General features: G+C 64.6%; 27 protein-coding genes. 14 read left to right on the plus strand and 13 right to left on the minus strand.

Annotated features, from left to right (window positions below; all coding sequences use genetic code 11):
* Positions 1–355 precede the first annotated feature (355 nt).
* Positions 356–487 carry a hypothetical protein gene (locus PSEMO_RS33830; RefSeq protein ID WP_256721153.1) on the plus strand — a complete coding sequence of 44 codons (132 nt, stop codon included), beginning with the start codon at positions 356–358 and terminating at the stop codon, positions 485–487.
* An 81-nt stretch (positions 488–568) separates the two neighbouring features.
* Here the strand turns inward: PSEMO_RS33830 and arfB are convergent, their stop codons facing one another.
* From arfB to PSEMO_RS17425, 7 genes are all read right to left on the minus strand, one after another.
* Complete coding sequence (gene arfB, locus PSEMO_RS17395) at positions 569–982, minus strand: alternative ribosome rescue aminoacyl-tRNA hydrolase ArfB (protein WP_075804235.1); 414 nt, start codon at positions 980–982, stop codon at positions 569–571.
* Positions 983–1,143: 161 nt separating this feature from the next.
* Positions 1,144–2,550 carry an amino acid permease gene (locus tag PSEMO_RS17400; protein WP_075804236.1) on the minus strand — a complete coding sequence of 469 codons (1,407 nt, stop codon included), beginning with the start codon at positions 2,548–2,550 and terminating at the stop codon, positions 1,144–1,146.
* A gap of 727 nt (positions 2,551–3,277) precedes the next feature.
* Positions 3,278–4,336: a 23S rRNA pseudouridine(2605) synthase RluB gene (gene rluB, locus PSEMO_RS17405; protein ID WP_075804237.1), complete on the minus strand. Its 1,059-nt coding sequence runs from the start codon at positions 4,334–4,336 to the stop codon at positions 3,278–3,280.
* 150 nt (positions 4,337–4,486) lie between these two features.
* Positions 4,487–5,275: an SMC-Scp complex subunit ScpB gene (gene scpB, locus PSEMO_RS17410; protein ID WP_075804238.1), complete on the minus strand. Its 789-nt coding sequence runs from the start codon at positions 5,273–5,275 to the stop codon at positions 4,487–4,489.
* A 15-nt stretch (positions 5,276–5,290) separates the two neighbouring features.
* Complete coding sequence (locus PSEMO_RS17415; RefSeq protein WP_178392016.1) at positions 5,291–5,989, minus strand: segregation and condensation protein A; 699 nt, start codon at positions 5,987–5,989, stop codon at positions 5,291–5,293.
* 128 nt (positions 5,990–6,117) lie between these two features.
* Positions 6,118–6,747 carry an L-threonylcarbamoyladenylate synthase gene (locus tag PSEMO_RS17420; RefSeq protein WP_086937240.1) on the minus strand — a complete coding sequence of 210 codons (630 nt, stop codon included), beginning with the start codon at positions 6,745–6,747 and terminating at the stop codon, positions 6,118–6,120.
* A gap of 13 nt (positions 6,748–6,760) precedes the next feature.
* Positions 6,761–7,624: a PHP domain-containing protein gene (locus PSEMO_RS17425; protein WP_075804241.1), complete on the minus strand. Its 864-nt coding sequence runs from the start codon at positions 7,622–7,624 to the stop codon at positions 6,761–6,763.
* A 67-nt stretch (positions 7,625–7,691) separates the two neighbouring features.
* On the opposite strand from PSEMO_RS17425, the gene PSEMO_RS17430 reads away from it, so the two are divergent.
* The 6 genes from PSEMO_RS17430 (at position 7,692) to PSEMO_RS17455 (ending at position 11,749) form a co-directional block, all read left to right on the plus strand.
* Entirely contained in the window at positions 7,692–8,288 is a 597-nt protein-coding gene (locus PSEMO_RS17430) for a septation protein A (RefSeq protein ID WP_218641243.1), read from the plus strand.
* 1 nt (position 8,289) lies between these two features.
* Positions 8,290–8,589, plus strand: a complete 300-nt coding sequence (locus tag PSEMO_RS17435; protein WP_075804243.1) for a YciI family protein — start codon at positions 8,290–8,292, stop codon at positions 8,587–8,589.
* A gap of 122 nt (positions 8,590–8,711) precedes the next feature.
* Entirely contained in the window at positions 8,712–9,104 is a 393-nt protein-coding gene (locus PSEMO_RS17440; RefSeq protein WP_075804244.1) for a translation initiation factor 2, read from the plus strand.
* Between the two features lie 7 nt (positions 9,105–9,111).
* Positions 9,112–9,789, plus strand: coding sequence for a response regulator transcription factor (locus tag PSEMO_RS17445; protein WP_075804245.1), 678 nt, complete (start codon positions 9,112–9,114; stop codon positions 9,787–9,789).
* A 126-nt stretch (positions 9,790–9,915) separates the two neighbouring features.
* A complete protein-coding gene (locus PSEMO_RS17450) occupies positions 9,916–10,353 on the plus strand; it encodes an LTXXQ domain protein (protein WP_075804246.1) in 438 nt (145 codons plus the stop codon).
* A 55-nt stretch (positions 10,354–10,408) separates the two neighbouring features.
* Positions 10,409–11,749, plus strand: a complete 1,341-nt coding sequence (locus PSEMO_RS17455) for a sensor histidine kinase (RefSeq protein WP_075804247.1) — start codon at positions 10,409–10,411, stop codon at positions 11,747–11,749.
* 128 nt (positions 11,750–11,877) lie between these two features.
* Here PSEMO_RS17455 and PSEMO_RS17460 read toward each other — a convergent pair whose 3' ends face one another.
* Positions 11,878–12,432, minus strand: coding sequence for an NAD(P)H nitroreductase (locus PSEMO_RS17460; RefSeq protein WP_075804248.1), 555 nt, complete (start codon positions 12,430–12,432; stop codon positions 11,878–11,880).
* Positions 12,433–12,580: 148 nt separating this feature from the next.
* On the opposite strand from PSEMO_RS17460, the gene PSEMO_RS17465 reads away from it, so the two are divergent.
* Entirely contained in the window at positions 12,581–14,035 is a 1,455-nt protein-coding gene (locus PSEMO_RS17465) for a TrkH family potassium uptake protein (protein WP_075804289.1), read from the plus strand.
* Here the strand turns inward: PSEMO_RS17465 and PSEMO_RS17470 are convergent.
* Positions 13,992–15,068 carry an AraC family transcriptional regulator gene (locus PSEMO_RS17470; RefSeq protein WP_075804249.1) on the minus strand — a complete coding sequence of 359 codons (1,077 nt, stop codon included), beginning with the start codon at positions 15,066–15,068 and terminating at the stop codon, positions 13,992–13,994. The two genes, PSEMO_RS17465 and PSEMO_RS17470, sit on opposite strands and share 44 nt — an antisense overlap.
* 145 nt (positions 15,069–15,213) lie before the next feature.
* Here PSEMO_RS17470 and PSEMO_RS17475 point away from each other — a divergent pair, with 145 nt between their 5' ends.
* The gene (locus tag PSEMO_RS17475; protein ID WP_075804250.1) at positions 15,214–15,525 is read left to right on the plus strand and encodes a DUF962 domain-containing protein; all 312 of its coding nucleotides are present in this window, start codon (positions 15,214–15,216) and stop codon (positions 15,523–15,525) included.
* Positions 15,526–15,652: 127 nt separating this feature from the next.
* On the opposite strand, the gene PSEMO_RS17480 is transcribed toward PSEMO_RS17475, so the two are convergent.
* Positions 15,653–16,474 carry a UDP-2,3-diacylglucosamine diphosphatase gene (locus tag PSEMO_RS17480; protein WP_075804251.1) on the minus strand — a complete coding sequence of 274 codons (822 nt, stop codon included), beginning with the start codon at positions 16,472–16,474 and terminating at the stop codon, positions 15,653–15,655.
* Between the two features lie 131 nt (positions 16,475–16,605).
* On the opposite strand from PSEMO_RS17480, the gene PSEMO_RS17485 reads away from it, so the two are divergent.
* Positions 16,606–17,370: a helix-turn-helix transcriptional regulator gene (locus PSEMO_RS17485; RefSeq protein WP_075804252.1), complete on the plus strand. Its 765-nt coding sequence runs from the start codon at positions 16,606–16,608 to the stop codon at positions 17,368–17,370.
* 77 nt (positions 17,371–17,447) lie between these two features.
* Entirely contained in the window at positions 17,448–18,329 is an 882-nt protein-coding gene (locus PSEMO_RS17490) for a DMT family transporter (protein WP_075804253.1), read from the plus strand.
* Here the strand turns inward: PSEMO_RS17490 and PSEMO_RS17495 are convergent.
* Positions 18,326–18,607 carry a SelT/SelW/SelH family protein gene (locus PSEMO_RS17495; protein ID WP_075804254.1) on the minus strand — a complete coding sequence of 94 codons (282 nt, stop codon included), beginning with the start codon at positions 18,605–18,607 and terminating at the stop codon, positions 18,326–18,328. The genes PSEMO_RS17490 and PSEMO_RS17495 overlap by 4 nt on opposite strands.
* A gap of 67 nt (positions 18,608–18,674) precedes the next feature.
* On the opposite strand from PSEMO_RS17495, the gene PSEMO_RS17500 reads away from it, so the two are divergent.
* Complete coding sequence (locus tag PSEMO_RS17500; protein ID WP_075804255.1) at positions 18,675–20,864, plus strand: patatin-like phospholipase family protein; 2,190 nt, start codon at positions 18,675–18,677, stop codon at positions 20,862–20,864.
* Between the two features lie 96 nt (positions 20,865–20,960).
* Here the strand turns inward: PSEMO_RS17500 and PSEMO_RS17505 are convergent, their stop codons facing one another.
* Both PSEMO_RS17505 and recQ read right to left on the minus strand, forming a co-directional pair.
* Positions 20,961–21,401 carry a MarR family transcriptional regulator gene (locus PSEMO_RS17505; protein ID WP_075804256.1) on the minus strand — a complete coding sequence of 147 codons (441 nt, stop codon included), beginning with the start codon at positions 21,399–21,401 and terminating at the stop codon, positions 20,961–20,963.
* 113 nt (positions 21,402–21,514) lie between these two features.
* A complete protein-coding gene (gene recQ / locus PSEMO_RS17510; protein ID WP_075804257.1) occupies positions 21,515–23,650 on the minus strand; it encodes a DNA helicase RecQ in 2,136 nt (711 codons plus the stop codon).
* Between the two features lie 244 nt (positions 23,651–23,894).
* Between recQ and PSEMO_RS17515 the strand changes: the two genes are divergently transcribed.
* Both PSEMO_RS17515 and PSEMO_RS17520 read left to right on the plus strand, forming a co-directional pair.
* Positions 23,895–24,482, plus strand: coding sequence for a UPF0149 family protein (locus PSEMO_RS17515; protein ID WP_075804258.1), 588 nt, complete (start codon positions 23,895–23,897; stop codon positions 24,480–24,482).
* Between the two features lie 10 nt (positions 24,483–24,492).
* Positions 24,493–24,858, plus strand: a complete 366-nt coding sequence (locus PSEMO_RS17520) for a YbaN family protein (RefSeq protein ID WP_075804290.1) — start codon at positions 24,493–24,495, stop codon at positions 24,856–24,858.
* Positions 24,859–24,934 lie beyond the last annotated feature (76 nt).

A 24,934-nucleotide genomic window follows, 5' to 3' on the forward strand; every position in this document is an offset into this window, starting at 1 on the left:
AATCGATGTTGAAATGCTGGGCTACCTTTCGAAAACCATCACTGCCCTCTAGATAGGCAGTGATGGCTGCCAGCTTGAACTGTTCGGTGTACTTCATAACTCCCCCAAGGGTTGGATTAGTCTCCAACTTCTTGGGGGCAGTCCAATTATCGGCGGCGTACGCGAAACCTGTGGGAGCCGGCGTTGCCGGCGATGAGGCCCTCAAGACCCGCTAATGTTGTAAATTTCCTACCAATCAGCAGGAAAAACTCAATCTGTCATCCAGACTGCTGTATCCTGCCCCCGGCTTCACCGGAGCCATACGCGCTTTTGGCGTGAACTTCCCACCTACGACCACCTTGCGAGGAACGACGAGATGCACGAAATCCCGAATCTTCCCTTCCCAAGCCTGAATCATGTCGAGCAGAAGCCGGCCCCCATCAACGCTGAGCCCGCCCAGTCGGCGGATCAACAAGGCGATGAATCGCCAAGCGCCGACCAGGAATAACCGCGCACTACAGGGAGTGTGGAAACCTTGGTTGTCCAACCGGTTTTCACACACTCAAGCCCCCTCCTCGCTTCACCCCCTTCAGTAATCCACCTTTCCGCGCCCGGCCTTGATCACGCCGCGCTTGCTCTTGCCTTCCAGGCGGCGGGTTTTCGAGCCCAGGGTCGGCTTGGTCGGACGGCGTTTCTTTTCCACTTTCACGGCTGACAGGATCAGTTCGCGCAGGCGCTCGAGAGCGTCCGTGCGGTTCTGTTCCTGGGTGCGGTATTGCTGGGCCTTGATGATGACCACGCCGTCGCGGGTGATGCGGCTGTCGCTGAACTGGAGCAGGCGCTCCTTGTAGAACGGCGGCAGGGAAGAAGCCTGGCTGTCGAAGCGCAGGTGCACGGCACTGGAAACCTTGTTGACGTTCTGCCCACCGGCGCCCTGGGCGCGGATGGCGTTCAATTCGATTTCTTCGTCGGGGATGTGGACGGTGTTGGAGAGTTGGAGCATTCGGAGGGGACCGGGATAAAGAGGCAGTCAGGATACCCGGTGTTGTCTGGATTGGGGCCGCTTTGCGGCCCTTCGCGGGCAAGCCACGCTCCTACAGATGGATGCGGTCGTCTGTAGGAGCGTGGCTTGCCCGCGAAGGACCGCAAAGCGGTCCCGGATGTTTACTTGGCCAAAGCAGCCCCAGCCGCCACCCGCTTGCTCTTGAGCTGGTAGCAGACCCACATCACCCCGAGCCAGACCGGCATGGCATACACCGACACCTGGATCCCCGGGATCATCAGCATGATGCCGAGGATGAACACCACCCAGGCCAGGCAGAAGTAGTTGCCGAACGGGTACCACAATGCCTTGAACAGCGGCTTCTGCCCGGTACGGTCCAGATGCTGGCGGAATTTCAGGTGCGAGTAGCTGATCATCGCCCAGTTGATCACCAGGGTCGCGACCACCAGCGACATCAGCAGCTCCAGGGCATTCTGCGGCATGAAGTAGTTGAGCAATACCGCCACGAGAGTCACCGCCGCCGAGACCAGGATCGACCGCACCGGCACGCCGCGCTTGTCGATCTTCGCCAGGCTGGCCGGGGCATCGCCCTGCTCGGCCATGCCGTAGAGCATGCGGGCGTTGCAGTAAGTGCCGCTGTTGTACACCGACAGCGCCGCGGTCAGGACCACGAAGTTGAGGATATGCGCCGCAACATCACTGCCCAGCATCGAGAACACATGGACGAACGGGCTGCCGCTATAGGAGCCGCCGGCCGCGTCGATATTGGCCACCAGGCTGTTCCATGGGGTCAGCGAGAGCAGGACCACCAGGGCACCGATATAGAAAATCAGGATGCGGTAGATGACCTGGTTGATCGCTTTCGGGATCACGGTCTTCGGCTTGTCCGCTTCGGCTGCGGTGAAACCGAGCATTTCCAGGCCGCCGAAGGAGAACATGATGATCGCCAGGGCCATCACCAGGCCGCTCACGCCATTGGGGAAGAAGCCGCCGTGTTCCCACAGGTTGCCGATCGAGGCTTCCGGACCACCGCTGCCACTGACCAGCAGGTAGCTGCCGAGGCCGATCATGCCGACGATGGCCAGGACCTTGATGATCGCGAACCAGAACTCGGCCTCGCCGAACACCTTGACGTTGGCCAGGTTGATCGCGTTGATCAGGATGAAGAACGCCGCCGCCGAGGCCCAGGTCGGGATCTCCGGCCACCAGTAGTGGATGTACTTGCCGACTGCGGTCAGCTCCGACATGCCCACCAGGATGTACAGCATCCAGCAGTTCCAGCCCGACAGGAAGCCGGCGAAACCGCCCCAGTACTTGTGCGCGAAATGGCTGAAAGAGCCGGCCACCGGCTCTTCGACGATCATCTCGCCGAGCTGGCGCATGATCATGAAGGCGATGAAGCCGCAGATGGCGTAGCCGAGGATCATCGACGGACCGGCCGATTTCATCACCCCGGCCGAGCCGAGGAACAGGCCGGTACCGATGGCGCCACCGAGGGCGATCAGCTGGATATGGCGATTCTTCAGGCCGCGCTTGAGCTCACCTGAATGCGGAGTTGTTCCACTCATGAACGAAGTCACCTGTTGTTTTTATCTGTGACGGGATCGGACCCGCCTCGCTCGTGGCGCGGCGGAATGGGCAAGGTGGTTACCTTGGGCCGGACGCGGCGGTTTCCGCGGACAAGCCCGGAAGATCAGCCTGGCGTCAGCCAGAATGCGCGGTACGCAGAAGGGTCACAGGTAAAACGCGGCGCACTGTATACCCTTGCATTGACGCAGGGGTCAACACACCGCGTAACGTTTTGATAACGGCACGCAGCGTTCCCGCGGAAGAAATGAAGCCTGGGGGAGTGAATGGCGTACATCGCGCCCTCCGTTTTTGTTCTGTTTTCTGTCCCGCTCTGCGGCGGGTCAGGCACTTGGCTGTCGGCGACATCAAGCCCGGTTTGCGGGGGTTTGGGCAAGGTGTTGACGTAAGCGTAAAGGGGAATTCTGGAGGGATTTCGGCAAGGAATGTTTACAGGTTCCGGCGGGGGCTGGATTGGTTGGGGAAAGGGGTGGTTGGCGTAAGGATTTTTTTACAAGGTGGTTCAAAATATTTCCAGGCACTGGCTGATGCAGTGCCTGTGAGGGCCTCATCGCTGGCAAGCCAGCTCCCACAGGTACAGCGGTGCTCTTGCGGACACAGGTGAACCTGTGGGAGCTGGCTTGCCAGCGATAGGGCCCTCACAGCCACCACAAAACCTCCAGGCACAAAAAAGCCAACCCTAAGGTTGGCTTTCTTCACATCAGCCCCTTACTCGGACCGAGGCTTGCCACGACCAGTACCCGGCCCGGAACGCTTCGGCGCCCCCGCCGGCTTGCGCCGCACATCGCTCGGACGCTCGGCCACGGTGGTGCGGCCTTTGCGCGGAGCCTCTTCACGCGGCTTGCGTGCCGGACGCTCGGAGGTTGCACCCTCCGCAGCCGGACGCAAGGTCCGCACGCGCTCGCCACGACCCACCGGCTTGCTGGATTTACGCTGCATGCGCTCCAGCTTGTCCTTGGTCTTGGCGTTCATCGCCGGCATCGCTACCGGGGTCAGGCCCACTTCCGCCGCCAGGATGTCGATCTCGCCCTGGCTCATTTCGCGCCAGCGGCCCATCGGCAGGTCGGAGTTGAGGAACACCGGGCCGAAACGCACGCGCTTCAGGCGGCTGACCACCAGGCCCTGGGATTCCCACAGGCGGCGCACCTCACGGTTGCGGCCTTCCATCACCACGCAGTGGTACCAGTGGTTGAAGCCCACACCGCCCGGCGCTACCTGGATATCGGTGAAACGCGCCGGACCGTCTTCCAGCACCACGCCTTCTTTCAGGCGGGCGATCATGTCGTCATCGACCTCACCGCGCACACGTACCGCGTATTCACGGTCCATCTCGAAGGACGGGTGCATCAGGCGGTTGGCCAGTTCACCGTCGGTGGTGAACAGCAGCAGGCCGGTGGTGTTGATGTCGAGGCGGCCGACGTTGATCCAGCGCCCCTCTTTCGGACGCGGCAGGCGGTCGAACACGGTCGGACGGCCTTCCGGGTCGTCACGGGTGCAGATCTCGCCGTCGGGCTTGTTGTACATGATCACGCGGCGCACGGACTCGGCGCTTTCTTCACGCTTGATCAGGCGACCGTCGACGGAAATCGCGTCGTGCAGGTCGACACGCTGGCCAAGGGTCGCGGCCACGCCGTTGACCTTGATGCGGCCTTCGCCGATCCAGGCCTCGACGTCGCGGCGCGAGCCAACGCCAATGCGCGCGAGTACTTTTTGCAGTTTTTCCCCGGCCGGACGTGGCGGGCTGTCTTGCAGGTCTTGTTCACTCATCTGGGCACCTCCCGGTGTAAAAAGTCGAATCTGGGTTCCTGGTGCAGCGGGCACCAAAAAGGCCGCGAATCATACGCTGATCGCGGCGCAAACGCACCAGAGAGTAGACCGATATCGTGTTGCACGCCGGGCTTTGCGCCCGGCGGTGAGTCAATCCTTGGGTTGTTCCGGGTCCGCCTCGACCGGCTCGGCCTCGTCGCCAGCTTCAGGCAGGTCCCGCAGCAGGTCGTCGAAATCGGTCTTCAACCCTTCCTCCATCGCATCCAGCTCCGTCAGCAGGGTGCGGAAACTGGTTTCCTCGGCCGGCGGCTGCTCGTCCGGATCGGCGCTGGCGTCGGCCATGGCTTGCAGATGGGCCGGGACCGGCAGGTCGTCGAGGTCCACCGGCGGCAGCGGCGAGGGCTCCATTTCGCGCAGTTCGGCCAACGGCGGCAACTCGTCGAGGCTTTTCAGGTTGAAGTGGTCGAGGAACGCCTTGGTGGTGGCGAACATCGCCGGGCGCCCGGGTACCTCGCGGTAGCCGACGATCCGCACCCACTCGCGCTCGAGCAGGGTCTTGACGATGTTGCTGTTGACCGCCACGCCGCGCACATCCTCGATCTCGCCACGGGTGATGGGCTGGCGGTAGGCGATCAGCGCCAGGGTTTCCAGCAAGGCGCGGGAATAGCGCTGCGGGCGTTCTTCCCACAGGCGGCCGACCCAGGGGGCGTAGTCCTCGCGGATCTGCAGGCGATAGCCGGAGGCCACTTCCTTGAGTTCGAAGGCCCGGCCCTCGCAAGACTCGCGGAGCAGTTCCAGGGCTTCCTTGAACACCTCCGGCTCAGGGCGCTCGGCTTCTTCGAACAGCTCGAACAGGCGCTCCAGGGATTGCGCTTTGCCAGAGGCCAGCAGGAAGGCTTCCAGCAGCGGCGCCAGGTCGTGGGGGTCAGTCAGGTTCATTGGGGTGCTCGTGGATTACTCTGCCCGGGCCCGGACATGGATCGGCGCAAAGGGCTCATTCTGCACCAGTTCGACCAGTTGTTCCTTGACCAGCTCGAGAATCGCCATGAAGGTCACCACCACGCCGAGCTTGCCCTCCTCGGCCTTGAACAGCTCGCCGAAGGCCACGAAGCCGGCGCCGCGCAGGCGCTCCAGCACTTCGCTCATGCGCTCGCGGGTGGACAGCGCCTCGCGGCTGACCTGGTGGCTCTCGAACAGGTCGCTGCGCCGCAGCACTTCGGCCATGGACATCAGCACTTCCTCGATGATCACCTCCGGCAGCAGCTTGCGCGCCTTGGCCTGCGGGGCCTCCAGGCGCGGCACGATAACGTCGCGACCGACCCGGCTGAGCTGGTCGATATCCTCGGCGGCGGCCTTGAAGCGCTCGTATTCCTGCAGGCGGCGGATCAGCTCGGCGCGCGGGTCGTCCTCTTCTTCCTCGGCGGTCTCGGCCCGGGGCAGGAGCATGCGCGACTTGATCTCGGCGAGCATGGCGGCCATCACCAGGTATTCGGCGGCCAGCTCCAGGCGCACGGTCTTCATCAGCTCGACATAGCCCATGTACTGGCGGGTGATTTCCGCCACCGGGATATCGAGGATATCGACGTTCTGCTTGCGGATCAGGTAGAGCAGCAGGTCCAGCGGGCCTTCGAAGGCTTCGAGGAAGACTTCCAGGGCGTCCGGCGGGATGTACAGGTCCACCGGCATTTCGGTCAGGGCCTGGCCATAGACCATCACCAGCGGCAGTTCCTGCTGGGCGCCAGCCTGGGGATCGACGGGCGCCTCGACGGTTTCGACCGCGCTCACGCTTCGACCATGAACGGGGTCGGGTCACCGCAGCCGACCCGCACCACTTCCGGCTCGCCGTCGGCCAGGTTGATCACGGTGGAGGCCTTCAGGCCGCCGAAACCGCCATCGATGATCAGGTCGACGTGATGCTCCAGGGCCTGGCGCATTTCGTAGGGATCGGTCATCGGCTCTTCGTCGCCAGGCAGGATCAGGCTCACGCTCATCAGCGGCTCGCCCAGTTCTTCGAGCAGGGCCAGGGTGATCGGGTGATCCGGGACGCGCAGGCCGATGGTGCGGCGCTTTTCGTGCATCAGCAGGCGCGGCACTTCGCGGGTGGCATTGAGAATGAAGGTGTAGGGCCCCGGCACATGGGCCTTGAGCAGGCGGAAAATGCCGGTGTCGGTCTTGGCGAACAGCCCCAGTTGCGACATATCGCAGCAGATCAGGGTGAAGTTATGGTTCTTGTCCAGTTGGCGCAGGCGGCGTACCCGCTCGATGGCGCCCTTGTCGCCGATCTGGCAACCCATGGCGTAGGACGAGTCGGTGGGAAACACCACCACCCCGCCCTTGCGGATGATCTCCACCGCCTGCTTGATCAGGCGCAGCTGTGGATTCTCCGGGTGTATCTGGAAAAATTGACTCACGTTGTCTTCCTGTTCAGGCGTCCGCGGATGGCTGCTCATGTTTGAATCGACGCCACAGAGGTGGCAGATCCTCCGGCAAAGGCCGGTAGACACCGATTTCCGACCAGGTGCCCGGGCCATGGAAGTCGCTGCCGGCACTGGCCAGCAGACCGAACTCGCGGGTCAGGATGGACAAGGTGCCGACCTGTTCCGCCGGCTGCATACCGTTGACCACCTCCAGAGCCTGGCCCCCCGCTTGAATATAGTCGGCAATCAGGCGACGGCGCTTGCTGCGGGTGAGTTCGTAATGCATCGGATGGGCCAGGCTGACCCAGGCGCCGGACTTGCGCAGGGTCTCTACGGTGTCGTCGAGGGTCGGCCAGTGCAGCTTGACGTCGCCCAGCTTGCCGGCACCGAGCCACTTGCGGAAGGCTTCGGCGCGATCCTTGACGTGGCCGGCCTGGATCAGGAAATCGGCGAAATGCGGACGGGCCGGCGCATTGCCGCTGTCGCCCAGGGCCTGCTGGATCGCCCGCGCGCCTTCCAGCGCGCCCGGCATGCCCTTGGCCGCCAGGCGTCGGGAGATTTCCTCGGCCCGCAGCCAGCGGCCGCGGTGCAGGGACTCCACCGCTTCCAGCAAGGGCGGCGCATCCAGCGGGAAGCCATAGCCCAGCACATGAATGGTGGCGCCCGACCAGGTGCACGACAGTTCGATGCCGCTGACCCACTGCATGCCCCGCTCACGCATGGCCTGGCGGGCCTCGAGCTGGCCTTCGAGGGTGTCGTGGTCGGTGAGCGCCATCACCCGTACGCCCTGCTCATAGGCGCGGGCGACCAGTTCGGTGGGGGTCAGCGAGCCGTCCGACGCGGTGCTGTGGCAGTGCAGATCAACATTCATGGGGTGAAGCTTTTCCTCTCATTGAGGTTTGTTATTATGCCGGGACATCCCGCTCCTGGCTGCTACCGTGAAACAATTCATCGATTTCATCCCGCTGTTGCTGTTTTTCATCGTCTACAAGATCGAACCGCGCCTGGTCGAGGTCGCTGGCCAGAGCTTCAACCTGGGCGGCATCTACAGTGCCACCGCGGTGCTGATCATCAGCTCGCTGGTGGTCTACGGTGCGCTGTTCATCCGCCAGCGCCGCCTGGAAAAAGGCCAGTTGCTGACCCTGGTGGCCTGCCTGGTGTTTGGCGGCCTGACCCTGGCCTTCCACAGTGAAACCTTCCTCAAGTGGAAGGCGCCGGTGGTCAACTGGCTGTTCGCCCTGGCCTTCCTCGGCAGCCACTTCATCGGCGACAAGGTGCTGATCAAGCGCATCATGGGCCATGCCCTGACTCTGCCGGACACTGTCTGGAGCCGCCTGAACGTGGCCTGGATCGCGTTTTTCCTGTTCTGCGGCGCGGCCAACCTGTTCGTCGCGTTCACCTTCCAGGACTACTGGGTCGACTTCAAGGTGTTCGGCAGCCTGGGCATGACCGTGCTGTTCCTGGTCGCCCAGGGCGTCTACCTGTCCCGGCACCTGCACGACAGTGATCCCACCACTCCCAAACCCGAGGAATGACATGCTCTACGCCATCATCGCCACCGATGTCGCCAACTCCCTGGATGCCCGCCTGGCTGCCCGCCCGGCGCACCTGGAGCGCCTGCAGCAAATGAAGGCCGAAGGCCGCATCGTCCTCGCCGGCCCGCACCCGGCCATCGACAGCAACGACCCGGGCGCCGCCGGTTTCAGCGGCAGCCTGATCGTCGCCGAGTTCGACTCGCTGGAGGCCGCCAAGGCCTGGGCCGATGCCGACCCGTACATTGCCGCCGGCGTCTACGCCAACGTCATCGTCAAACCGTTCAAGCAAGTCCTGCCGTAATGCATTGGCGCGCCGCCCGGCGGCGGCGCGCCATCCAGGCTTTAAATCCCTCCCGTTGCTCATTATTCTCATCGCCCTGCCGACAACGTCCTGAACATTCGTCTTGAATTACAGGAGTTAAAATGCGTCAAGGTCCGTTGTCCCTGCTGCTGTGCCTGTTGTTGCTGAGCCCCATGGCCAAGGCCGAAGAATCCACCCCGCTGTCGCTGAGCGCCGGCAGCCAGATCACCGAATTGCAGCAGCGCCTGCAGGAAAGCGAACGCCAGCGCGAAGCCCTGGCCCAGCAACTGCAGAACGCCGACAACGAACGCGAAAGCGCACAACTGGGCCGCCTGCGCCAGGAAAACCAGCGCCTGAAGCTGGCGCTCAAGGAAGCCCAGGCCAGTGTCAGCCCACGCCTGCTGAGCGATCAGCAGCAATGGTTCGTCACCGGCGGCGGAGTCGCCCTGATCGCCGTGCTTTGCGGTATCTTTGCCAGTGGCAGCCACAGACGGCGCAAGCAATGGTTGAACTGAGTAAGAAATGAGCGAACTGCTACTGATTGACGATGACCAGGAACTCTGCGAACTGCTTGCCCACTGGCTGGGCCAGGAGGGGTTCCAGGTCCGTGCCTGCCACGACGGCCTGAGCGCCCGCAAGGCCCTGGCCGAGCAGGCCCCCGCCGCCGTGGTGCTGGACGTGATGCTGCCCGACGGCAGCGGCCTGGAGCTGCTCAAGCAGTTGCGCAACGACCACGCCGAGTTGCCGGTATTGATGCTGTCCGCCCGCGGCGAGCCGCTGGACCGCATCCTCGGCCTGGAACTGGGCGCCGACGACTACCTGGCCAAGCCCTGCGACCCCCGCGAGCTCACCGCCCGCCTGCGCGCCGTGCTGCGCCGCAGCCACGCCCCGGCGGCACCGACCCAGGTGGAGCTGGGCGACCTCAGCTTCAGCCCGGCCCGCGGCGTGGTCGAGATCGACGAGCGCGAGCTGACCCTGACCCTGTCCGAAAGCCGCATCCTCGAAGCCCTGCTGCGCCAGCCCGGCGAGCCGCTGGACAAGCAGGAGCTGGCGCAGATCGCCCTGGGCCGCAAGTTGACCCTGTACGACCGCAGCCTGGACATGCATGTCAGCAACCTGCGCAAGAAGATCGGCCCCCATGCCGACGGCCGTCCGCGCATCGTCGCCCTGCGTAGCCGCGGCTACTACTACAGCCTGTAGGCGCTATGTCAGCACGGTCACCGACCCTCTTTACCCAAGCTTTACCGATGGCTGACCGCCGCTGACCTTGATCTCCCTAAACTGGCCACATCCGGTAACGACCGGCCTTCAGAAAGGAGATACACCATGCGCAAGACCCTTATCGCCCTGATGTTCGCTGCCGCCCTGCCGACCGTCGCCATGGCCATGCCGGACGCCGGCCCGGGCCCGGGTCCTGACCACGGCCCACGCTTCAGCGAGCACCACCGCGGTGGCGACCCGCTGGGCAAGCTGGACCTGAGCCGCGAACAGCGCCAGCAGATCGGCAAGCTGATGGGCCAGGAAATGAAAGACCGCCGCGAGGTCACCCGCAAATACCTGGACAAGCTGCCTGCCGCTGAGCAGAAGGCGATGAAAGACGAGCTGAAAGCCAAGCAGGACAAGAACCAGGCCGATATCCGCGCCCTGCTCAAGCCTGAACAGCAGAAGCAGTTCGACGAAATGAAGAAAAAACGCGAGGAACGCCGTGCCGAATGGCAAGAGTTCCAGGCCTGGAAAGCCGAACATGGCAAAAAGGCCCAATAATCCATGACCCCCGCCCGGCCTGCGCACGCAGGCCGGGCTTTTCCTGTTTGAGGGACTGCCCTTGCGCTCACTGTTCTGGCGTATCCTGGCCAGCTTCTGGCTGGCCATCGCCTTGGTCGCCGGCCTGTCGATCCTGCTTGGGCACATGCTCAACCAGGACAACTGGATCCTCAGCCGCCATCCGGGCCTCAACACCCTGGCGAAGAACTGGACCGAGCGCTACGAGACCCTCGGTCCGCAAGCGGCGCAAAAGTACCTGGAACAGCGCAAGCGGCGTTACCACATCGATACCCAGGTGCTCAACGAAGCCGGTGACTCCGTGGTGCCCGGGACCTTCCCGCGCCGTGCGGCGGACTTCGAAGCCCGTCAGGGCAACGATCACCGGCCGCTGCCCTGGCGCCGCCTGACCGAGGAATACACCAGCCCCACCAGCGGCGAAACCTACCTGCTGATCTATCGCATCCCGCACCCGGAGCTGGACGCCTGGCACCGCGACAGCCTGATCTGGCCGCTCAGCGCCCTGGGGATCGCCCTGGTGGTGCTGACCCTGTTCAGCCTGCTGGTGACCCTGTCCATCACCCGCCCGCTCAGTCGCCTGCGCGGCGCGGTGCATGACCTTGGCCAGGCCAGCTACCAACAGAACAGCCTGGCCCGCCTGGCCGCGCGCCGGGATGAATTCGGTGTGCTGGCCAATGATTTCAACCGTATGGGCTCGCGCCTGCAGAGCCTGATCGGTAGCCAGCGCCAGTTGCTGCGTGACGTCTCCCACGAACTGCGCTCTCCTTTGGCCCGCCTGCGTATCGCCCTCGCTCTGGCCGAGCGCGCCGAACCGGAGCAGCGCGATACCTACTGGCCACGCCTGACCCGCGAATGCGACCGCCTGGAAGCGCTGATCAGCGAGATCCTCGTGCTGGCCCGGGTCGATGCCGAGCAGGCGCATGCCGAGCCCGTGGATGTGAATGCGGTGGTCAACGGGGTGTGCAAGGACGCACAACTGAGTGCGCCGGAGCAGTTGATCAAGCTGGAGGAAATGCCGGGGCTGAGCCTGCAGGGCTGGCCGACCCTGGTGGAGCGAGCGGTGGACAACCTGCTGCGCAATGCGCTGCGTTTCAATCCCGAGGGTGAACCGATCGAGGTAGTGGCGCAGCGGGATGGCGAACGGATCGTGCTCAGCGTGCGTGACCACGGGCCGGGCGTGGCACCGGAGCATCTGGAGCAGTTGGGCGAGCCGTTCTTCCGCGCGCCGGGGCAGACGGCGGCAGGGCATGGGCTGGGATTGGCGATCGCGCGCAAGGCGGCGGAGCGGCATGGCGGGGTGTTGCAGTTGGACAATCATCCGCAGGGTGGGTTTGTGGCTACCCTGGTGCTACCGGTCCAGGGGAGTGTCAGTGGTTAATACTGGGAGGCTGATGGCCTCATCGCTGGCAAGCCAGCTCCCACAGGGTCAGCACAAGTCTCGAGGCCTGTGCTGTACCTGTGGGAGCTGGCTTGCCAGCGATAGGGCCATCAGCCCCACTGAAGATTTCAGCCCCAGGCGCTGACAAAATCCTCGGTCTTCAGCACCGGCGCCGTACGCGGCTCTCCCATCGGCGTGCCCAGGTACAGGAAGCCGATCAGCTCCTCACCTTCTTCCAGCCCCAGCCCCTTGGCCACATGGGCCGAATAGGCCATCTCGCCAGTACGCCACACCGCACCAATCCCCTGGGCATGCGCCGCCAGCAAAATCCCGTGGGCCGCACAACCCGCCGCCAGCACCTGCTCCGACACCGGCACCTTGAAGTGCTCACGGGTCCGGGCAATCACCAGCACCAGCAGCGGCGCACGCAACGGCATGGCCCGGGCCTTGTCCAGCGCAGCCTGGTCAGCATCGCCCTTCTGTGCCACCACTTCGGCGAACAGATCACCCAGCCGGCTGCGCCCTTCACCTTCGACGGTGATGAAGCGCCATGGCCGCAGTTGCCCATGATCCGGCGCGCGCAAGGCCGCCTGGAACAGGCCCTCGCGCTGCGCGGCATTGGGCGCAGGCTCGGTCAGGCGCGGAACGGATACACGGTTGAGCAAAGCGTCGAGAGCCTCCATCGGCTACCCTCCAGTGGAAAAATGAACGACCATTCTAGGGTGCTCTTCGGCAAAGCGCACAGCGCCGTTTACTTAACAGCGCCGTTTACTTAAAAAGGGTCGCAGGTAGAATGGCGCCCTTCCGTTTCGAGTCAGGACTCAGTACATGGTGGCGTTGCCGACCCTCAGGATCATCGGTTTCATTATCGGCATCTTCCTGATCACCCTGGCGATCAGCATGACGGTCCCCATGGCCACGCTGATCATCTTCGAGCGCACCGGCGACATGCCGTCGTTCCTCTGGTCGAGCCTGATCACCTTCGTCGCCGGCCTGGCCCTGGTCCTGCCCGGGCGCCCCGCGCACGTGCACCTGCGCCCGCGGGACATGTACCTGCTGACGGTGAGCAGCTGGCTGGTGGTGTGCATCTTCGCCGCCCTGCCGTTCCTGCTGACCCAGCACATCAGCTACACCGATGCCTTCTTCGAGAGCATGTCGGGGATCACTGCCACCGGCTCCACCGTGCTCAGCGGCCTGGACAGCATGTCGCCGGGCATCCTCATGTGGCGCTCGCTGCTGCACTGGCTCGGCGGCATCGGCTTCATCGGCATGGCGGTGGCGATCCTGCCGCTGCTGCGCATCGGTGGCATGCGCCTGTTCCAGACCGAATCCTCGGACCGCTCGGAAAAGGTCATGCCCCGCTCGCACATGGTGGCCAAGTACATCGTGCTGGTATACGTCGGCATCACCATCCTCGGCAGCCTGGCGTTCTGGTGGGCGGGGATGAGCCCGTTCGATGCGATCAACCACGCCATGTCGGCGATTTCCACCGGGGGGTTCTCAACCTCTGACCTGTCCCTTGCGAAATGGGACGCGCCGGCGGTGCATTGGGTCGCGGTGGTAGTGATGATCGCCGGCAGCGTGCCCTTCACCCTGTATGTCGCAACCCTGCGCGGCAACCGCAGGGCGCTGATCCGCGACCAGCAGGTGCAGGGCCTGCTGTTCCTGCTGGTGGCGACCTGGGTGGTGCTCGGCACCTGGTACTGGGCGACCACCAAGCTGCACTGGCTGGACGCCTTCCGCCATGTGGCGCTGAACGTCACCTCGGTGGTCACCACCACCGGCTTCGCCCTCGGCGACTACAGCCTGTGGGGCAACTTCTCGCTGATGCTGTTCTTCTACCTGGGTTTCATCGGCGGCTGCTCCGGCTCCACCGCCGGCGGGATCAAGATCTTCCGCTTCCAGGTCGCCTACATCCTGCTCAAGGCCTCGTTGAACCAATTGATCCACCCGCGCGCGGTGATCAAGCAGAAGTACAACGGTCACCGCCTCGACGAAGAAATCGTGCGCTCGATCCTGACGTTCTCGTTCTTCTTCGCCATCACCATCTGCGTGATCGCCCTGCTGCTGTCGCTGCTTGGCGTCGACTGGATGACCGCGTTGACCGGTGCCGCCAGTACCGTGTCCGGTGTCGGCCCGGGCCTGGGCGAGACCATCGGCCCGGCGGGCAACTTCGCCACCCTGCCGGATGCGGCCAAATGGATCCTGGCAGGCGGCATGCTGCTCGGCCGCCTGGAGATCATTACCGTATTTGTTCTGTGTATGCCGGCGTTCTGGCGGCACTGACGGCGTCTGTCTCGGCCTCGGTCTTCAGGCCGTGGCGGCGGGCGCGGTATTCGCCGGGGGTGAGGTCGAACCAGCGGCGGAACGCGCGGAAGAAGTTGCTCGGGTCGGCGAAGCCCAACAGATAGGCGGTTTCCAGCAGGGTCATGCCCGGTTGCGACAGATACTGCTCGGCCAGCTCGCGGCGGGTATCGTCGAGCAGCGCCTGGAAGCTGGTGCCCTCCTCCTGCAAGCGGCGCTGCAGGGTGCGCTGGGACAGGTGCAAGGCCTGGGCCACCAGTTCGCGCTTGGGCTCGCCCTGGGGCAGCACGCGGCACAGCACCTGACGGGCCTGGTGGGTCACCCGGCTTTCCGAAAAGCGCGCCAGGTATTCTCCGGCAAACCGGTCGTGCAGCACCGCCATCGCCTCGTTGGCGGTGGGCAGCGGGCTTTGCAGGTCGGAGGGTTCGAAGATCAGCGCATCATAGGGTGCGTTGAACACCAGCGGCGAATGGAAGGCGATGCGGTAGGGCTCGATATCCTCGGGCTGCGGCCCCTGGATCAGTACCCGACGCGGCTGGATGGTCCGCCCGCTGAGCCAGCTGCACAGGGACAGCGCGCAGGCCAGCGAGGCCTCCGAGCTGTGCCGGGTCGGCGGCAGATGGTCGCCGTGCACGGTGAGGATCAGCGCATGGCCTTCCGGGCCGAGCTCCAGGCTCAGGTCCGAACTCTCGGCGATGATCCGCTGGTAGCGCACCAGGCGCCCGAAACCCTCGGCCAGGGTGCGGCTGGACATCAGCGCATAGCCGACCACGTGAAAGGACGCCGGGCGCACCACCCGGGCCATGTTCAGGCCGATGGCGCGGTTGCCCGACAGCTCCTCGGCGAGTTGCCAGAGGCGGGTCATGGAATCCTGGGTGAAACGTGCATCGGGGTCGCTCAGCGCGGCGAAGTCCAGGCCAAGCTTGTGGAACAGGGCCGCGCAGTCCAGCCCTTCGAGTTCAAGCGCCTTGACAATGCCCGAGGCCCAGCTTGCTGACGTGGTTCTCTCGTTCATGGGCGGGCTCTGAAATGGGATAAGGCGCAAGGATACTAAAGTGGCGCTTATTGTCACTTGCTGATACAGCTAATGACTCTAGACTGGGTTCAGGCTCCACGCCGTATCCGTTGACGATCGACAAGAACAAGGAGGCCCAAGCCCCGTGGAAAGCTCTCGACGATTCAGCAGTTTTGCGCAGTTCTACCCCTACTACCTGAACGAACACGCCAACCCCGCCTGCCGTCGCCTGCACTTCGTGGGTACCACCCTGGTCATCGCCCTGCTTGCCTACACGATCGGTAGCGGCAAATGGTTGCTGCTGCTGGCCGTGCCGTTCGCCGGGTACGGCTTTGCCTGGATCGGGCATTTCTTCTTCGAGAAGAACCGGCCGGCGACCTTTCAGCATCCGTTCTATAGCTTGCTGGGGGATTTCGTGATGTATCGCGACATGTTGCGCGGGAAAGTAAGCTTCTGAGGCAGGTTCAGGAATTTGCTTTGCTCTTCAGGGCCCTATCGCTGGCAAGCCAGCTCCCACAGGGTCAGCACAAATCTTGAGGCCTGTGCTGTACCTGTGGGAGCTGGCTTGCCAGCGATGAGGCCCGTCAGCCTTGCACGGACTCGGCCACCCTGGCGGCCTCTTCCTCCGCCATCCGCGCCTGATCCTCGGCCAGCCTGTACAGCTCGATACTGCCATCCCAATGCTCGATCAACGCCGTGCACGATTCCACCCAATCCCCGCAGTTGAGGTAATCCACCTCCCCCACCTTGCGGATCTCGGCATGGTGGATATGCCCGCAGACCACCCCGTGATAGCCCTGCTTCACGCACTCGTGGGCAATGGCTTCCTCGAAATCACTGATGAAGTTCACCGCCGTCTTGACCTTGTGCTTCAGGTACGCCGACAGCGACCAGTAGCCATAGCCATAACGCGCCCGCCAGTGGTTGAGCCAGCGATTGAGGGTCAGGGTGAATTCGTAGGCCGAGTCGCCGAGGAAGGCCAGCCAGCGGTGGTAGCGGGTGATCACGTCGAACTGGTCGCCATGGATCACCAGCAACCGGCGACCATCGGCGGTGAGGTGCTCGGCCTGGTCCACCAGGTGGATATTGCCGAGGATCAACTTGGAATAGCGACGCAGGAATTCGTCATGGTTGCCGGTGACGTAGATCACCTCGGTGCCGCGCTTGCTCATGGTCAGCAGGCGGCGGATCACGTTGGTATGGGCCTGCGGCCAGTACATGCCGCCGCGCAGTTTCCAGCCGTCGATGATGTCGCCCACCAGGTAGATGCGGTCGGCGTGGTAGCGCTTGAGAAACTGCGAGAGATGCTCGGCCTGGCAATCCCGGGTGCCCAGGTGCACGTCGGAAATCCACAGGGTGCGGACACGCCGCTTGCGCGTGGGCTTGAGAAACGCGGCACTGTTCATGGGCGAGGCTCCAGTGAATTTGCTCGACCTTGCCAGCCAGCGGTTAATCCGACATGACAGCCCTGCGGCAGTCCCATGACAGCCGCCGAGGCGTACAATGGCCCCCTTCGCCCAGCCGGACAGCACGCCAGATGAGCAACGGCCCGATTCTTTCCCTGCGCCATTACCGCGACGACCTGATCGCCCATGCCCACGACCACCCGCAACTGGTGTTCGGTCTCGGCGGGCGCCTGGATTTCGAGGTGGACGGCCGTGGCGGACGGGTCGAACGCCAGGACCTGATGGTGATTCCCGCTGGCGCCCATCACACCTGCGGCAGCCCTGTCGGCAGCCACTGCCTGGTGCTGGATGTGCCGGCGGAAAATTGGCTGGCGCAGAGTCTCGGCGAGCGCAGCAGCGACTGCCTGCGCCTGCTGGAGCGCCCCGGCCCGCTGCTGCTGGACAGCCGCCAGCAACAGTTGGTGGACTGGCTGGCGCACAGCCCGATGGACGATGCCCTGATCACCCGCCAGGGCGCGGTCCTGTTGCTGGCCAGCCTGAATCCGGGCAACAGCCCGCTGCCGCCGTCGCGGGAACTGCCCTATGCGTCCTTCGACGCGCATATCGAGCAATACGCCGCTTATCCCTTGCAAGTCGCCGACCTCGCCCGCCTGGCCGGCCTGTCCAGCGCGCGGCTGCATGCGCGCTTCATGGCCGAGCGCGGGATCACGCCGATGGACTACATCCGCCAGCACCGCCTGCTGCGCGGCCGCCAGTTGCTGCAAGGCAGCCGCCTGCCCATCGGCGAGATCGCCAGCCGGGTCGGCTACAGTTCCCAGAGCGCCTTCGCCGCCGCCATGCTCAAGGCTTTCGGACGCAGCCCCGGTGCGCTGCGCCGCGAGTCCGGCGACAACTGACGCGAGTCCGGCGACAGACGCCGGGGCCCGGGCGCCGTAGACTGGCCGCGTCGCTCCCCGACCCTGCAAGGACTTCCATGAACCACCGCACCGCCCTCGGCGCCCTGCATATCGGCGCGCTGTTCTTCGGCCTGACCGGCGTCTTCGGCAAGCTGGCCAGCGCCTCGCCCTCGATCATCGTCTTCGGTCGCGCCGCCTTCGCGGTGCTCGCCCTGGCCCTGTTCGCCCGCCTCGCCGGGCCGGGCTGGAAAGCCCTGCAAGCCCAGGACTGGCGCCGCCTCGGCCTGGGCGGCGTGCTGCTGGCCGGGCACTGGGTGAGTTTCTTCATTTCGGTGAAGGTCGGCGGCGTGGCCATCGCCACCCTCGGCTTCGCCAGTTTCCCGGCCTTCACCGTGATCCTCGAAGGCCTGCTGTTCCGCGAGCGGATTCGCGGCAACGAGCTGGTCCTGGTGGGATTGGTCAGTGTCGGCCTGATCCTGGTCACCCCGGAATTCAACCTGGCCAGCGAGGCCACTGGCGGTCTGCTCTGGTCCTTGCTGTCCGGCCTGCTGTTCTCGCTGCTGTCGCTGACCAACCGCGCTGGTTCGGGACGGGTTCCGGCGGTGCAGGCGGCGATGTGCCAGAACCTGGTGGTCGCCCTGTGCCTGCTGCCCTTCGCCGCGCCAGGCCTGAGCCAAGTGCCGGCGCTGGACTGGCTGTGGATCGGCCTGCTCGGGGTGTTCTGCACCGGCGTCGCCCACAGCCTGTTCGTCGCGGCGCTCAATGTGATCAAGGCGCGCACCGCCGCCGTGGTCTTCGCCATGGAGCCGATCTATGGCATCGCCGTGGCCTGGATGCTGTTCGCCGAAACCCCGACACCACGCATGCTGCTGGGCGGCGTGCTGATCATCTTCGCCATCGTCATTTCCAGCCGCCTGGCGGCCAGCAACGCGTCACGCAAGACAGCGGCGGAACATTAGCGGTCGTTGTGCCCCAGGTCGCGCTGCGGATCGATCTGGTCGCGTACCCGCTGCTTCAGCACCTTGGCCTCCGGGAAGCCACCATCGGCCTTGCGCTCCCAGATCTGCACGCCGTCGCAGGTGATGCGGAAGGTGCCGCCGGTGGCCGGCTCCAGGGCCACCCGGGCGAGCTCGTCACTGAAGGTGCTGAGCAGTTCCTGGGCCAGCCAGGCGGCGCGCAGCAGCCATTGGCACTGGGTGCAGTAGGTGATGACGATTTCCGGCTTCGACGCACTCACGGTAACGACCTCAAACAAAATAAGTGGCGCTTATACTAGCGGTTTGCCCCTGGCTTCGAGAATCGCGATGCGCCGCCTGCTGCTGTGTTTGCTCTTCCTGCTCCCGTCCCTGCAACTGTTCGCCGCCGAGGCCACCCGGCCCAAGGTCGGCCTGGTGCTGTCCGGCGGCGCCGCCCGTGGCCTGGCGCATATCGGCGTGCTCAAGGCCCTGGAGGAACAGGGGGTGAAGATCGATGCCATCGCGGGTACCAGCATGGGCGCGGTGATCGGCGGGCTGTATGCCTCGGGCTACAAGGTCGAGGAACTGGAAAAGCTGGCGCGCAGCATCGACTGGCAGCAGGCGCTGTCCGATGCCCCGCCGCGCAAGGACGTGCCCTTCCGGCGCAAGCAGGACGACCGCGACTTCCTGGTGAAACAGAAGATCAGCTTCCGCGACGACGGCAGCCTCGGCCTGCCGTTGGGGGTGATCCAGGGCCAGAACCTCGCCCTGTTGCTGGAAAGCCTGCTGGCCCATACCAGCGATACCCGCGACTTCGACAAGCTGCCAATACCCTTCCGCGCGGTGGCCACCGATATCGCCAGCGGCGAGAAAGTGGTGTTCAGCCGCGGCCACCTGCCCCAGGTGATCCGCGCCAGCATGTCGATCCCGGCGGTGTTCGCCCCGGTGGAGCTGGATGGCCGGCTGCTGGTGGACGGCGGCATGGTCGACAACATTCCCCTGGATATCGTGCGGCAGATGGGGGTCGACGTGGCGATCGTCGTCGATATCGGCACCCCGCTGCGCAACCGCAAGCAACTGGGCACGGTGGTGGATGTGCTCAACCAGTCCATCACCCTGATGACCCGGCGCAATTCCGAGGAACAACTGGCGGCCCTGCACCGCGACGACATCCTGATCCAGCCACCGCTGGCCAGCATCAGCGCCACCGACTTCGGCCGCGCCGAGGAAATGATGGACGCCGGCTACCGCGCCACGCGCATCCTCGACAGCCGCCTGGCCGCCCTGCGTCCGCCCGCAGGCAGCGACATCGAACTGGCGGTGGCGCGCTCGCCGGACCAGCGCACGCCGGTCATCACCGCGATCAAGGTGGAGAACGACTCCAAGGTCAGCGACGACGTGATCCGTTACTACATCCGCCAGAACATCGGCCAGCCGCTGGACCTGGACCGCCTGCAGACCGACATGGGCACCCTGTACGGCCTGGACTACTTCGACCGGGTGCAGTACCGCGTGGTGCACAAGGGCCAGGACCACACCCTGGTGATCAACGCCCGTGGGCGCCGCGGGGGCACCGACTACCTGCGCCTGGGGCTCAACCTCTCCGACGACATGCGCGGCGACAGCGCCTTCAACCTCGGCGCCAGCTACCGGGTCAACGGCATCAACAAGCTGGGCGCGGAATGGCTGACCCGGGCGCAGATCGGCGATGTGCAGGAGCTGTACAGCGAGTTCTACCAGCCGCTGGATGCGGGATCGCGCTACTTCGTCGCGCCCTATCTGGAACTGGGCTCGCAGAACATCGACGTGGCGCTGGATGAGGATCCGGTCGCGGAGTACCGCCTGGAGCGCTATGGCTTTGGCCTGAACGTCGGCCGGCAGATCGGCACCAGCGGTGAGGTACGCCTGGGTGTGGGCCAGGCGTGGGGCCGGGCACGGGTCAGGATCGGCGACCAGGACCTGCCGGACGTCAGCCTCACCGAAGGTTATTACGACCTGAAGTACTCCTTCGACAGCCTCGACAACGTCTACTTCCCTCACAGCGGCGAGGATTTCCGCCTGACCTTGCGCCAGTTCGAGCCGGCCCTGGGTTCGGACCAGCGTTATCAGCAGTGGGAAATGAAACTGGACAAGGCGCTGAGCAGCGGCCCGAACACCTGGGTGCTGGGCGGGCGCTATGGACGCACGCTGGATGACGCGGATGCGGTGGTGTCGGCGATGGTGATGGGCGGAGCACGGCAGCTATCGGGCTTCCGGCAGAACTCGCTATCGGGGCAGAACCTGAGCCTGGCGCGGATGGTGTACTACCGCCGCCTGACCCCGCGGGCCTACCTGCCGCTGGACTTCCCGCTGTACCTGGGCGGCTCGCTGGAACGCGGGCGGGTGTGGAACAACGACAACGAGTTCGACAGTGGCTATATCAATGCGGCGAGCATCTTCGTCGGCTTCGATACGCCGCTGGGGCCGTTGAGCTTCAGCTATGGGTTCAACACCGAGGATCAGAAGGCGGTGTATCTGAATCTGGGGCAAACATTCTAGGGCCTCATCGCTGGCAAGCCAGCTCCCACAGGGTCCGCGTGCACCGCCGAACCTGTGGGAGCTGGCTTGCCAGCGATGAGGCCCTCAAGAGCACAATCAAACCTTGGACTTGTCCAGATTCGCCAGAATCCGCGTATGCACCCGCATGCACACCGCCAGTTCCTCTTCATCTACCCCGGTGAACAGCTCTACCCGCAGGGCATTGGCGATGGTTTCGATCTGCTCGATCAACGGCGTGGCCGAAGGGCACAGGACGATCTTCTTGGCCCGACGGTCTTCCAGCACCGCATGGCGCTTGACCAGCCCCTGGGATTCGAGACTGTCCAGCAAGCGGGCCAGGGTCGGGCCTTCCACGCCCACGCTCTGGGCCAGTTCACGCTGGGTCGGGGCTTCGTCGAAACGGGCAAGGTGCAGCAGCACCAGCCAGCGCGCCTGGGACAGGTTGAGGCCCGCCAGGCGACGGTCCAGCTCGGCGCGCCAGCCTCGGGACATATGGGCAAGTTGCATCCCGAAGCGGTGTTGATCGGTCAAAGGCATGGAAAACTCATGGTCAGAACTAATTATTAGTCAGCTAACCATGCCCATTGCGCTTAGGCAAGGTTCATCTGGGCGACGATCTTGACCAAACGTAAGAAATAGTGACAACCCCATTACATCTCGAACTCAGCGGCCAGGGCCGCACGCACGCAATAGAGCACCCCTTCCGGCACCCGCGAGGCGAACAGCGGGAGGATTTCCGAGACCGGAGGCAGTTCGCCTTCGCCGTCGAGGAAGGCGTCCTGCACTTCCATCATCAGGTCTTCCGGCAGGTCCAGGGCCTGCTCCAGCGACAGTTCCTGGCGACCAATGGCCTCGGCCAGCAGGCTGTAGACGTTCTTTTCGCTGCATTTCAACTGCCCGGCGATCTGCGCCGGAGTCATGCCGGCACGGGCCAGGCTGACCAGTTCGTGGCGCAGATCGGTGACCACCGGCGGCGCCTCGGCCTCGCCGCCCAGCACTTCGAGGAAGGCCTCGCCATAGCGCTCCAGCTTGCGCGCGCCGACACCGCTGACCCGGGCCATCTCGGCCAGGCTGGTGGGCTGGCTGCGGAGCATTTCCAGCAGGGTCGAGTCGGGGAAGATGACGTAGGGCGGCACGCCATGCTCTTCGGCCAGCTTGCGCCGCAGGGTGCGCAGGGCTTCCCACTGCTCGCGCTCGTCGCCGCGCACCAGCTGGCTGGCCGGGCTGCCGCCACTGCTGCTGCCCTTGCTGGTGGTCTGCGGCTTGAGATCGCGGCGCAGTTCCAGGGTCACTTCGCCGCGCAGCAAGGGCCGGCAGGTATCGGACAGGCGCAGGCCGCCGTAGCCATCCAGGTCCACATCCACCAGGCCGCGGGCGACCATCTGGCGGAACAGCGAGCGCCATTCGCCCTCGGCGCGGCCCTTGCCGACGCCATAGACGGAAAGCTTCTCGTGACCGAAATTGCGGATCTTCTCGTTGTCCTTGCCCAGCAGCACATCCACCAGGTGGCCGACGCCGTAGCGCTGGCCGGTACGGTAGATCGCCGACAGGGCCTGGCGGGCCGGCTCGGTGGCGTCCCAGGTCTGCACGCCGTCGACGCAGTTGTCGCAGTGACCGCAGGGGTTGGGCAGTTCTTCGTCGAAGTAGCGCAGCAGGGCCTGGCGGCGGCAGCGGGTTTCTTCGCAGAGGGCGAGCATGGCGTCGAGCTTGTGCTGCTCGACGCGTTTGTGCCGCTCGTCGCCTTCGGAGTTCTGCAGCATCTGCTTGAGCATCACCATGTCCTGCAGGCCGTAGGCCATCCAGGCATCGGCGGGCAGGCCGTCACGGCCGGCGCGACCGGTTTCCTGATAGTAGGCTTCCAGCGACTTGGGCAGGTCGAGGTGGGCGACGAAACGCACGTTGGGCTTGTCGATGCCCATGCCGAAGGCAATGGTCGCGACCATGATCAGCCCTTCCTCGTTGAGGAAGCGGCGCTGGTTGGCGGCACGGGTCTCGGCGGGCAGGCCGGCGTGATACGGCAGGGCCGGGAAGCCTTCGCCGCAGAGGAACGCGGCCACCTCGTCGACCTTCTTGCGCGACAGGCAGTAGACGATGCCGGCGTTGCCGCGACGTTCGCCGAGGAACGCCAGCAACTGCTTGCGCGGCTGCTCCTTGGGCACGATGCGGTAGAAGATGTTCGGGCGGTCGAAGCTGGAGAGGAAGCGCTCGGCCTCCTGCAGGTGCAGGCGGGTGACGATCTCTTCGCGGGTGCGCATGTCCGCCGTGGCGGTCAGGGCGATGCGCGGGACATGGGGGAAGAGCTCGGCCAGTTGGCCCAGTTGCAGGTATTCCGGACGGAAGTCGTGGCCCCATTGCGAAACGCAGTGGGCCTCGTCGATGGCGAACAGGGCGATGTCCAGCTCGCGCAGGAAATCCAGCATGCGCGGCTGCACCAGGCGCTCCGGTGCGAGATAGAGCATCTTCAGCTCGCCACGGCGGATGCGTCCGGCCAGTTCGCGCTGCTGCTCGGCGCTCATGGTCGAGTTCAGCGAAGCCGCGGCGACACCCAGTTCATCGAGGGTCGCGACCTGGTCTTCCATCAGCGCGATCAGTGGCGACACCACCACCGCCAGGCCGTCACGCAGCAGCGCCGGGACCTGGAAGCACAAGGACTTGCCACCGCCGGTCGGCATCAGCACCAGCGCATCGCCGCCCTTGGCCACGCGTTCGATGATCGCCCCCTGGCGACCGCGGAAGCTGTCGTAGCCGAAGATATCGCGGAGGACGCGCTGAGCCTGTTCGAGCATAACCACTCCAAAATCGTGAACCCATCCTGGCCATACAGGCTGGATGAAAATCCCTCGCGACTCACGTAAAAAAACGCAAGCAGCTTTTACCGGGGGAAAACCCGCACCCGGCGGAAAAAAGCCGAGAGTATACCCGAGCGCCCACCCGCGCAGGGCGACCGCGAGATAGAGCGTCATCCTTTGCCTTGCAGGGCCCCCACAATGCTAGAATTCAATATTGAACCACTTCCAAGGTAGCCCCTAAATGTCCTTCGCCGAGCAATTGACCCGCCTGCAAGCCTTCCTCGACGCCGACGAGCTGCATGAAGAGGCGCTGGACTACGTGGCCGCCTGCGGTTACCTGACCGCGCTGTCGATCTGCGCCGAAGAAGTACCGGAGCGCGAGTGGATCGACGCCCTGTTCTCCGAGGAGCCGCACTACGCCAGCGACGCCCAGCGTGCCGAGATCGAAGCCACCCTGGTCCAGCTCAAGGGCCATATTGCCCGCCAACTGGCCAGCGACGAGGAATTCGAGCTGCCATGCGACCTCGACCTCGGCGAAGAGCCGGACGACTCCGACCTGCGCGGCTGGTGCATCGGTTTCATGGAAGGCGTGTTCCTGCGCGAGGAAGCCTGGTTCGAAAGCGCCGAGGAAGAAGTCAGCGAGATGCTCCTGCCGATCATGGTCGGTTCCGGCCTGTTCGACGAGCAGCCTGAATTCGCCGATATCGCCAGTGATGCCAACCTGATGGACGACATGATCGTGCAGATTCCGGAAGCGCTGACCGCCCTGTACCTGCTGTGCCACGCGCCAGACGAAAAGCCGGCACTGCTCAAGCCGCGCCACCACTGATTGCGTGGTGGTGCGCTACCTGCTGCTGGCCGTCGGCTGGCTCAGCGTCGCGTTGGGGGTGATTGGCATTTTCCTTCCGGTACTGCCAACCACCCCTTTTCTATTGCTCGCGGCCGCCTGTTTTGCCCGCAGCTCTCCCCGCTTCCATGACTGGCTGGTGAACCACCCGCGGCTCGGGCCGTGGATTCGTGATTATCTCAGTGGCGAAGGCATTCCCCTCAAGGGCAAGGTCTACGCCATCGGCCTGATGTGGGCGAGTATCGGCTTTTCCTGCTACCTGGTGCCGTCGCCCTGGGCCCGGGGGTTCATGCTGACCAGTGCGGTGCTGGTTTCGATCTATATCCTCAGGCAGAAGACCCTGCAACGACCGGACTAGGTTGTTGTCTTCAGGGCCTCATCGCTGGCAAGCCAGCTCCCACAGGGTTCGGCAGCGCCGCGAACCCTGTGGGAGC

The organism is Pseudomonas putida (assembly GCF_001941965.1).
Lineage (GTDB): Bacteria > Pseudomonadota > Gammaproteobacteria > Pseudomonadales > Pseudomonadaceae > Aquipseudomonas > Aquipseudomonas putida_L.

What these genes read in the sequence shown, in the direction of transcription:
- rluB (WP_075804237.1), bottom strand. Translation starts at nt 4,336, where the DNA reads ATGAGTGAACAAGACCTGCAAGACAGCCCGCCACGTCCGGCCGGGGAA.
- PSEMO_RS17480 (WP_075804251.1), bottom strand. Translation starts at nt 16,474, where the DNA reads ATGAACAGTGCCGCGTTTCTCAAGCCCACGCGCAAGCGGCGTGTCCGC.
- PSEMO_RS17425 (WP_075804241.1), bottom strand. Translation starts at nt 7,624, where the DNA reads ATGAATGTTGATCTGCACTGCCACAGCACCGCGTCGGACGGCTCGCTG.
- PSEMO_RS17445 (WP_075804245.1), top strand. Translation starts at nt 9,112, where the DNA reads ATGAGCGAACTGCTACTGATTGACGATGACCAGGAACTCTGCGAACTG.
- PSEMO_RS17490 (WP_075804253.1), top strand. Translation starts at nt 17,448, where the DNA reads ATGAACCACCGCACCGCCCTCGGCGCCCTGCATATCGGCGCGCTGTTC.
- PSEMO_RS17400 (WP_075804236.1), bottom strand. Translation starts at nt 2,550, where the DNA reads ATGAGTGGAACAACTCCGCATTCAGGTGAGCTCAAGCGCGGCCTGAAG.
- PSEMO_RS17485 (WP_075804252.1), top strand. Translation starts at nt 16,606, where the DNA reads ATGAGCAACGGCCCGATTCTTTCCCTGCGCCATTACCGCGACGACCTG.
- PSEMO_RS17450 (WP_075804246.1), top strand. Translation starts at nt 9,916, where the DNA reads ATGCGCAAGACCCTTATCGCCCTGATGTTCGCTGCCGCCCTGCCGACC.
- PSEMO_RS17440 (WP_075804244.1), top strand. Translation starts at nt 8,712, where the DNA reads ATGCGTCAAGGTCCGTTGTCCCTGCTGCTGTGCCTGTTGTTGCTGAGC.
- recQ (WP_075804257.1), bottom strand. Translation starts at nt 23,650, where the DNA reads ATGCTCGAACAGGCTCAGCGCGTCCTCCGCGATATCTTCGGCTACGAC.
- PSEMO_RS17515 (WP_075804258.1), top strand. Translation starts at nt 23,895, where the DNA reads ATGTCCTTCGCCGAGCAATTGACCCGCCTGCAAGCCTTCCTCGACGCC.
- PSEMO_RS17470 (WP_075804249.1), bottom strand. Translation starts at nt 15,068, where the DNA reads ATGAACGAGAGAACCACGTCAGCAAGCTGGGCCTCGGGCATTGTCAAG.
- PSEMO_RS17500 (WP_075804255.1), top strand. Translation starts at nt 18,675, where the DNA reads ATGCGCCGCCTGCTGCTGTGTTTGCTCTTCCTGCTCCCGTCCCTGCAA.
- PSEMO_RS33830 (WP_256721153.1), top strand. Translation starts at nt 356, where the DNA reads ATGCACGAAATCCCGAATCTTCCCTTCCCAAGCCTGAATCATGTCGAG.
- PSEMO_RS17460 (WP_075804248.1), bottom strand. Translation starts at nt 12,432, where the DNA reads ATGGAGGCTCTCGACGCTTTGCTCAACCGTGTATCCGTTCCGCGCCTG.
- PSEMO_RS17435 (WP_075804243.1), top strand. Translation starts at nt 8,290, where the DNA reads ATGCTCTACGCCATCATCGCCACCGATGTCGCCAACTCCCTGGATGCC.
- arfB (WP_075804235.1), bottom strand. Translation starts at nt 982, where the DNA reads ATGCTCCAACTCTCCAACACCGTCCACATCCCCGACGAAGAAATCGAA.
- PSEMO_RS17505 (WP_075804256.1), bottom strand. Translation starts at nt 21,401, where the DNA reads ATGCCTTTGACCGATCAACACCGCTTCGGGATGCAACTTGCCCATATG.
- scpB (WP_075804238.1), bottom strand. Translation starts at nt 5,275, where the DNA reads ATGAACCTGACTGACCCCCACGACCTGGCGCCGCTGCTGGAAGCCTTC.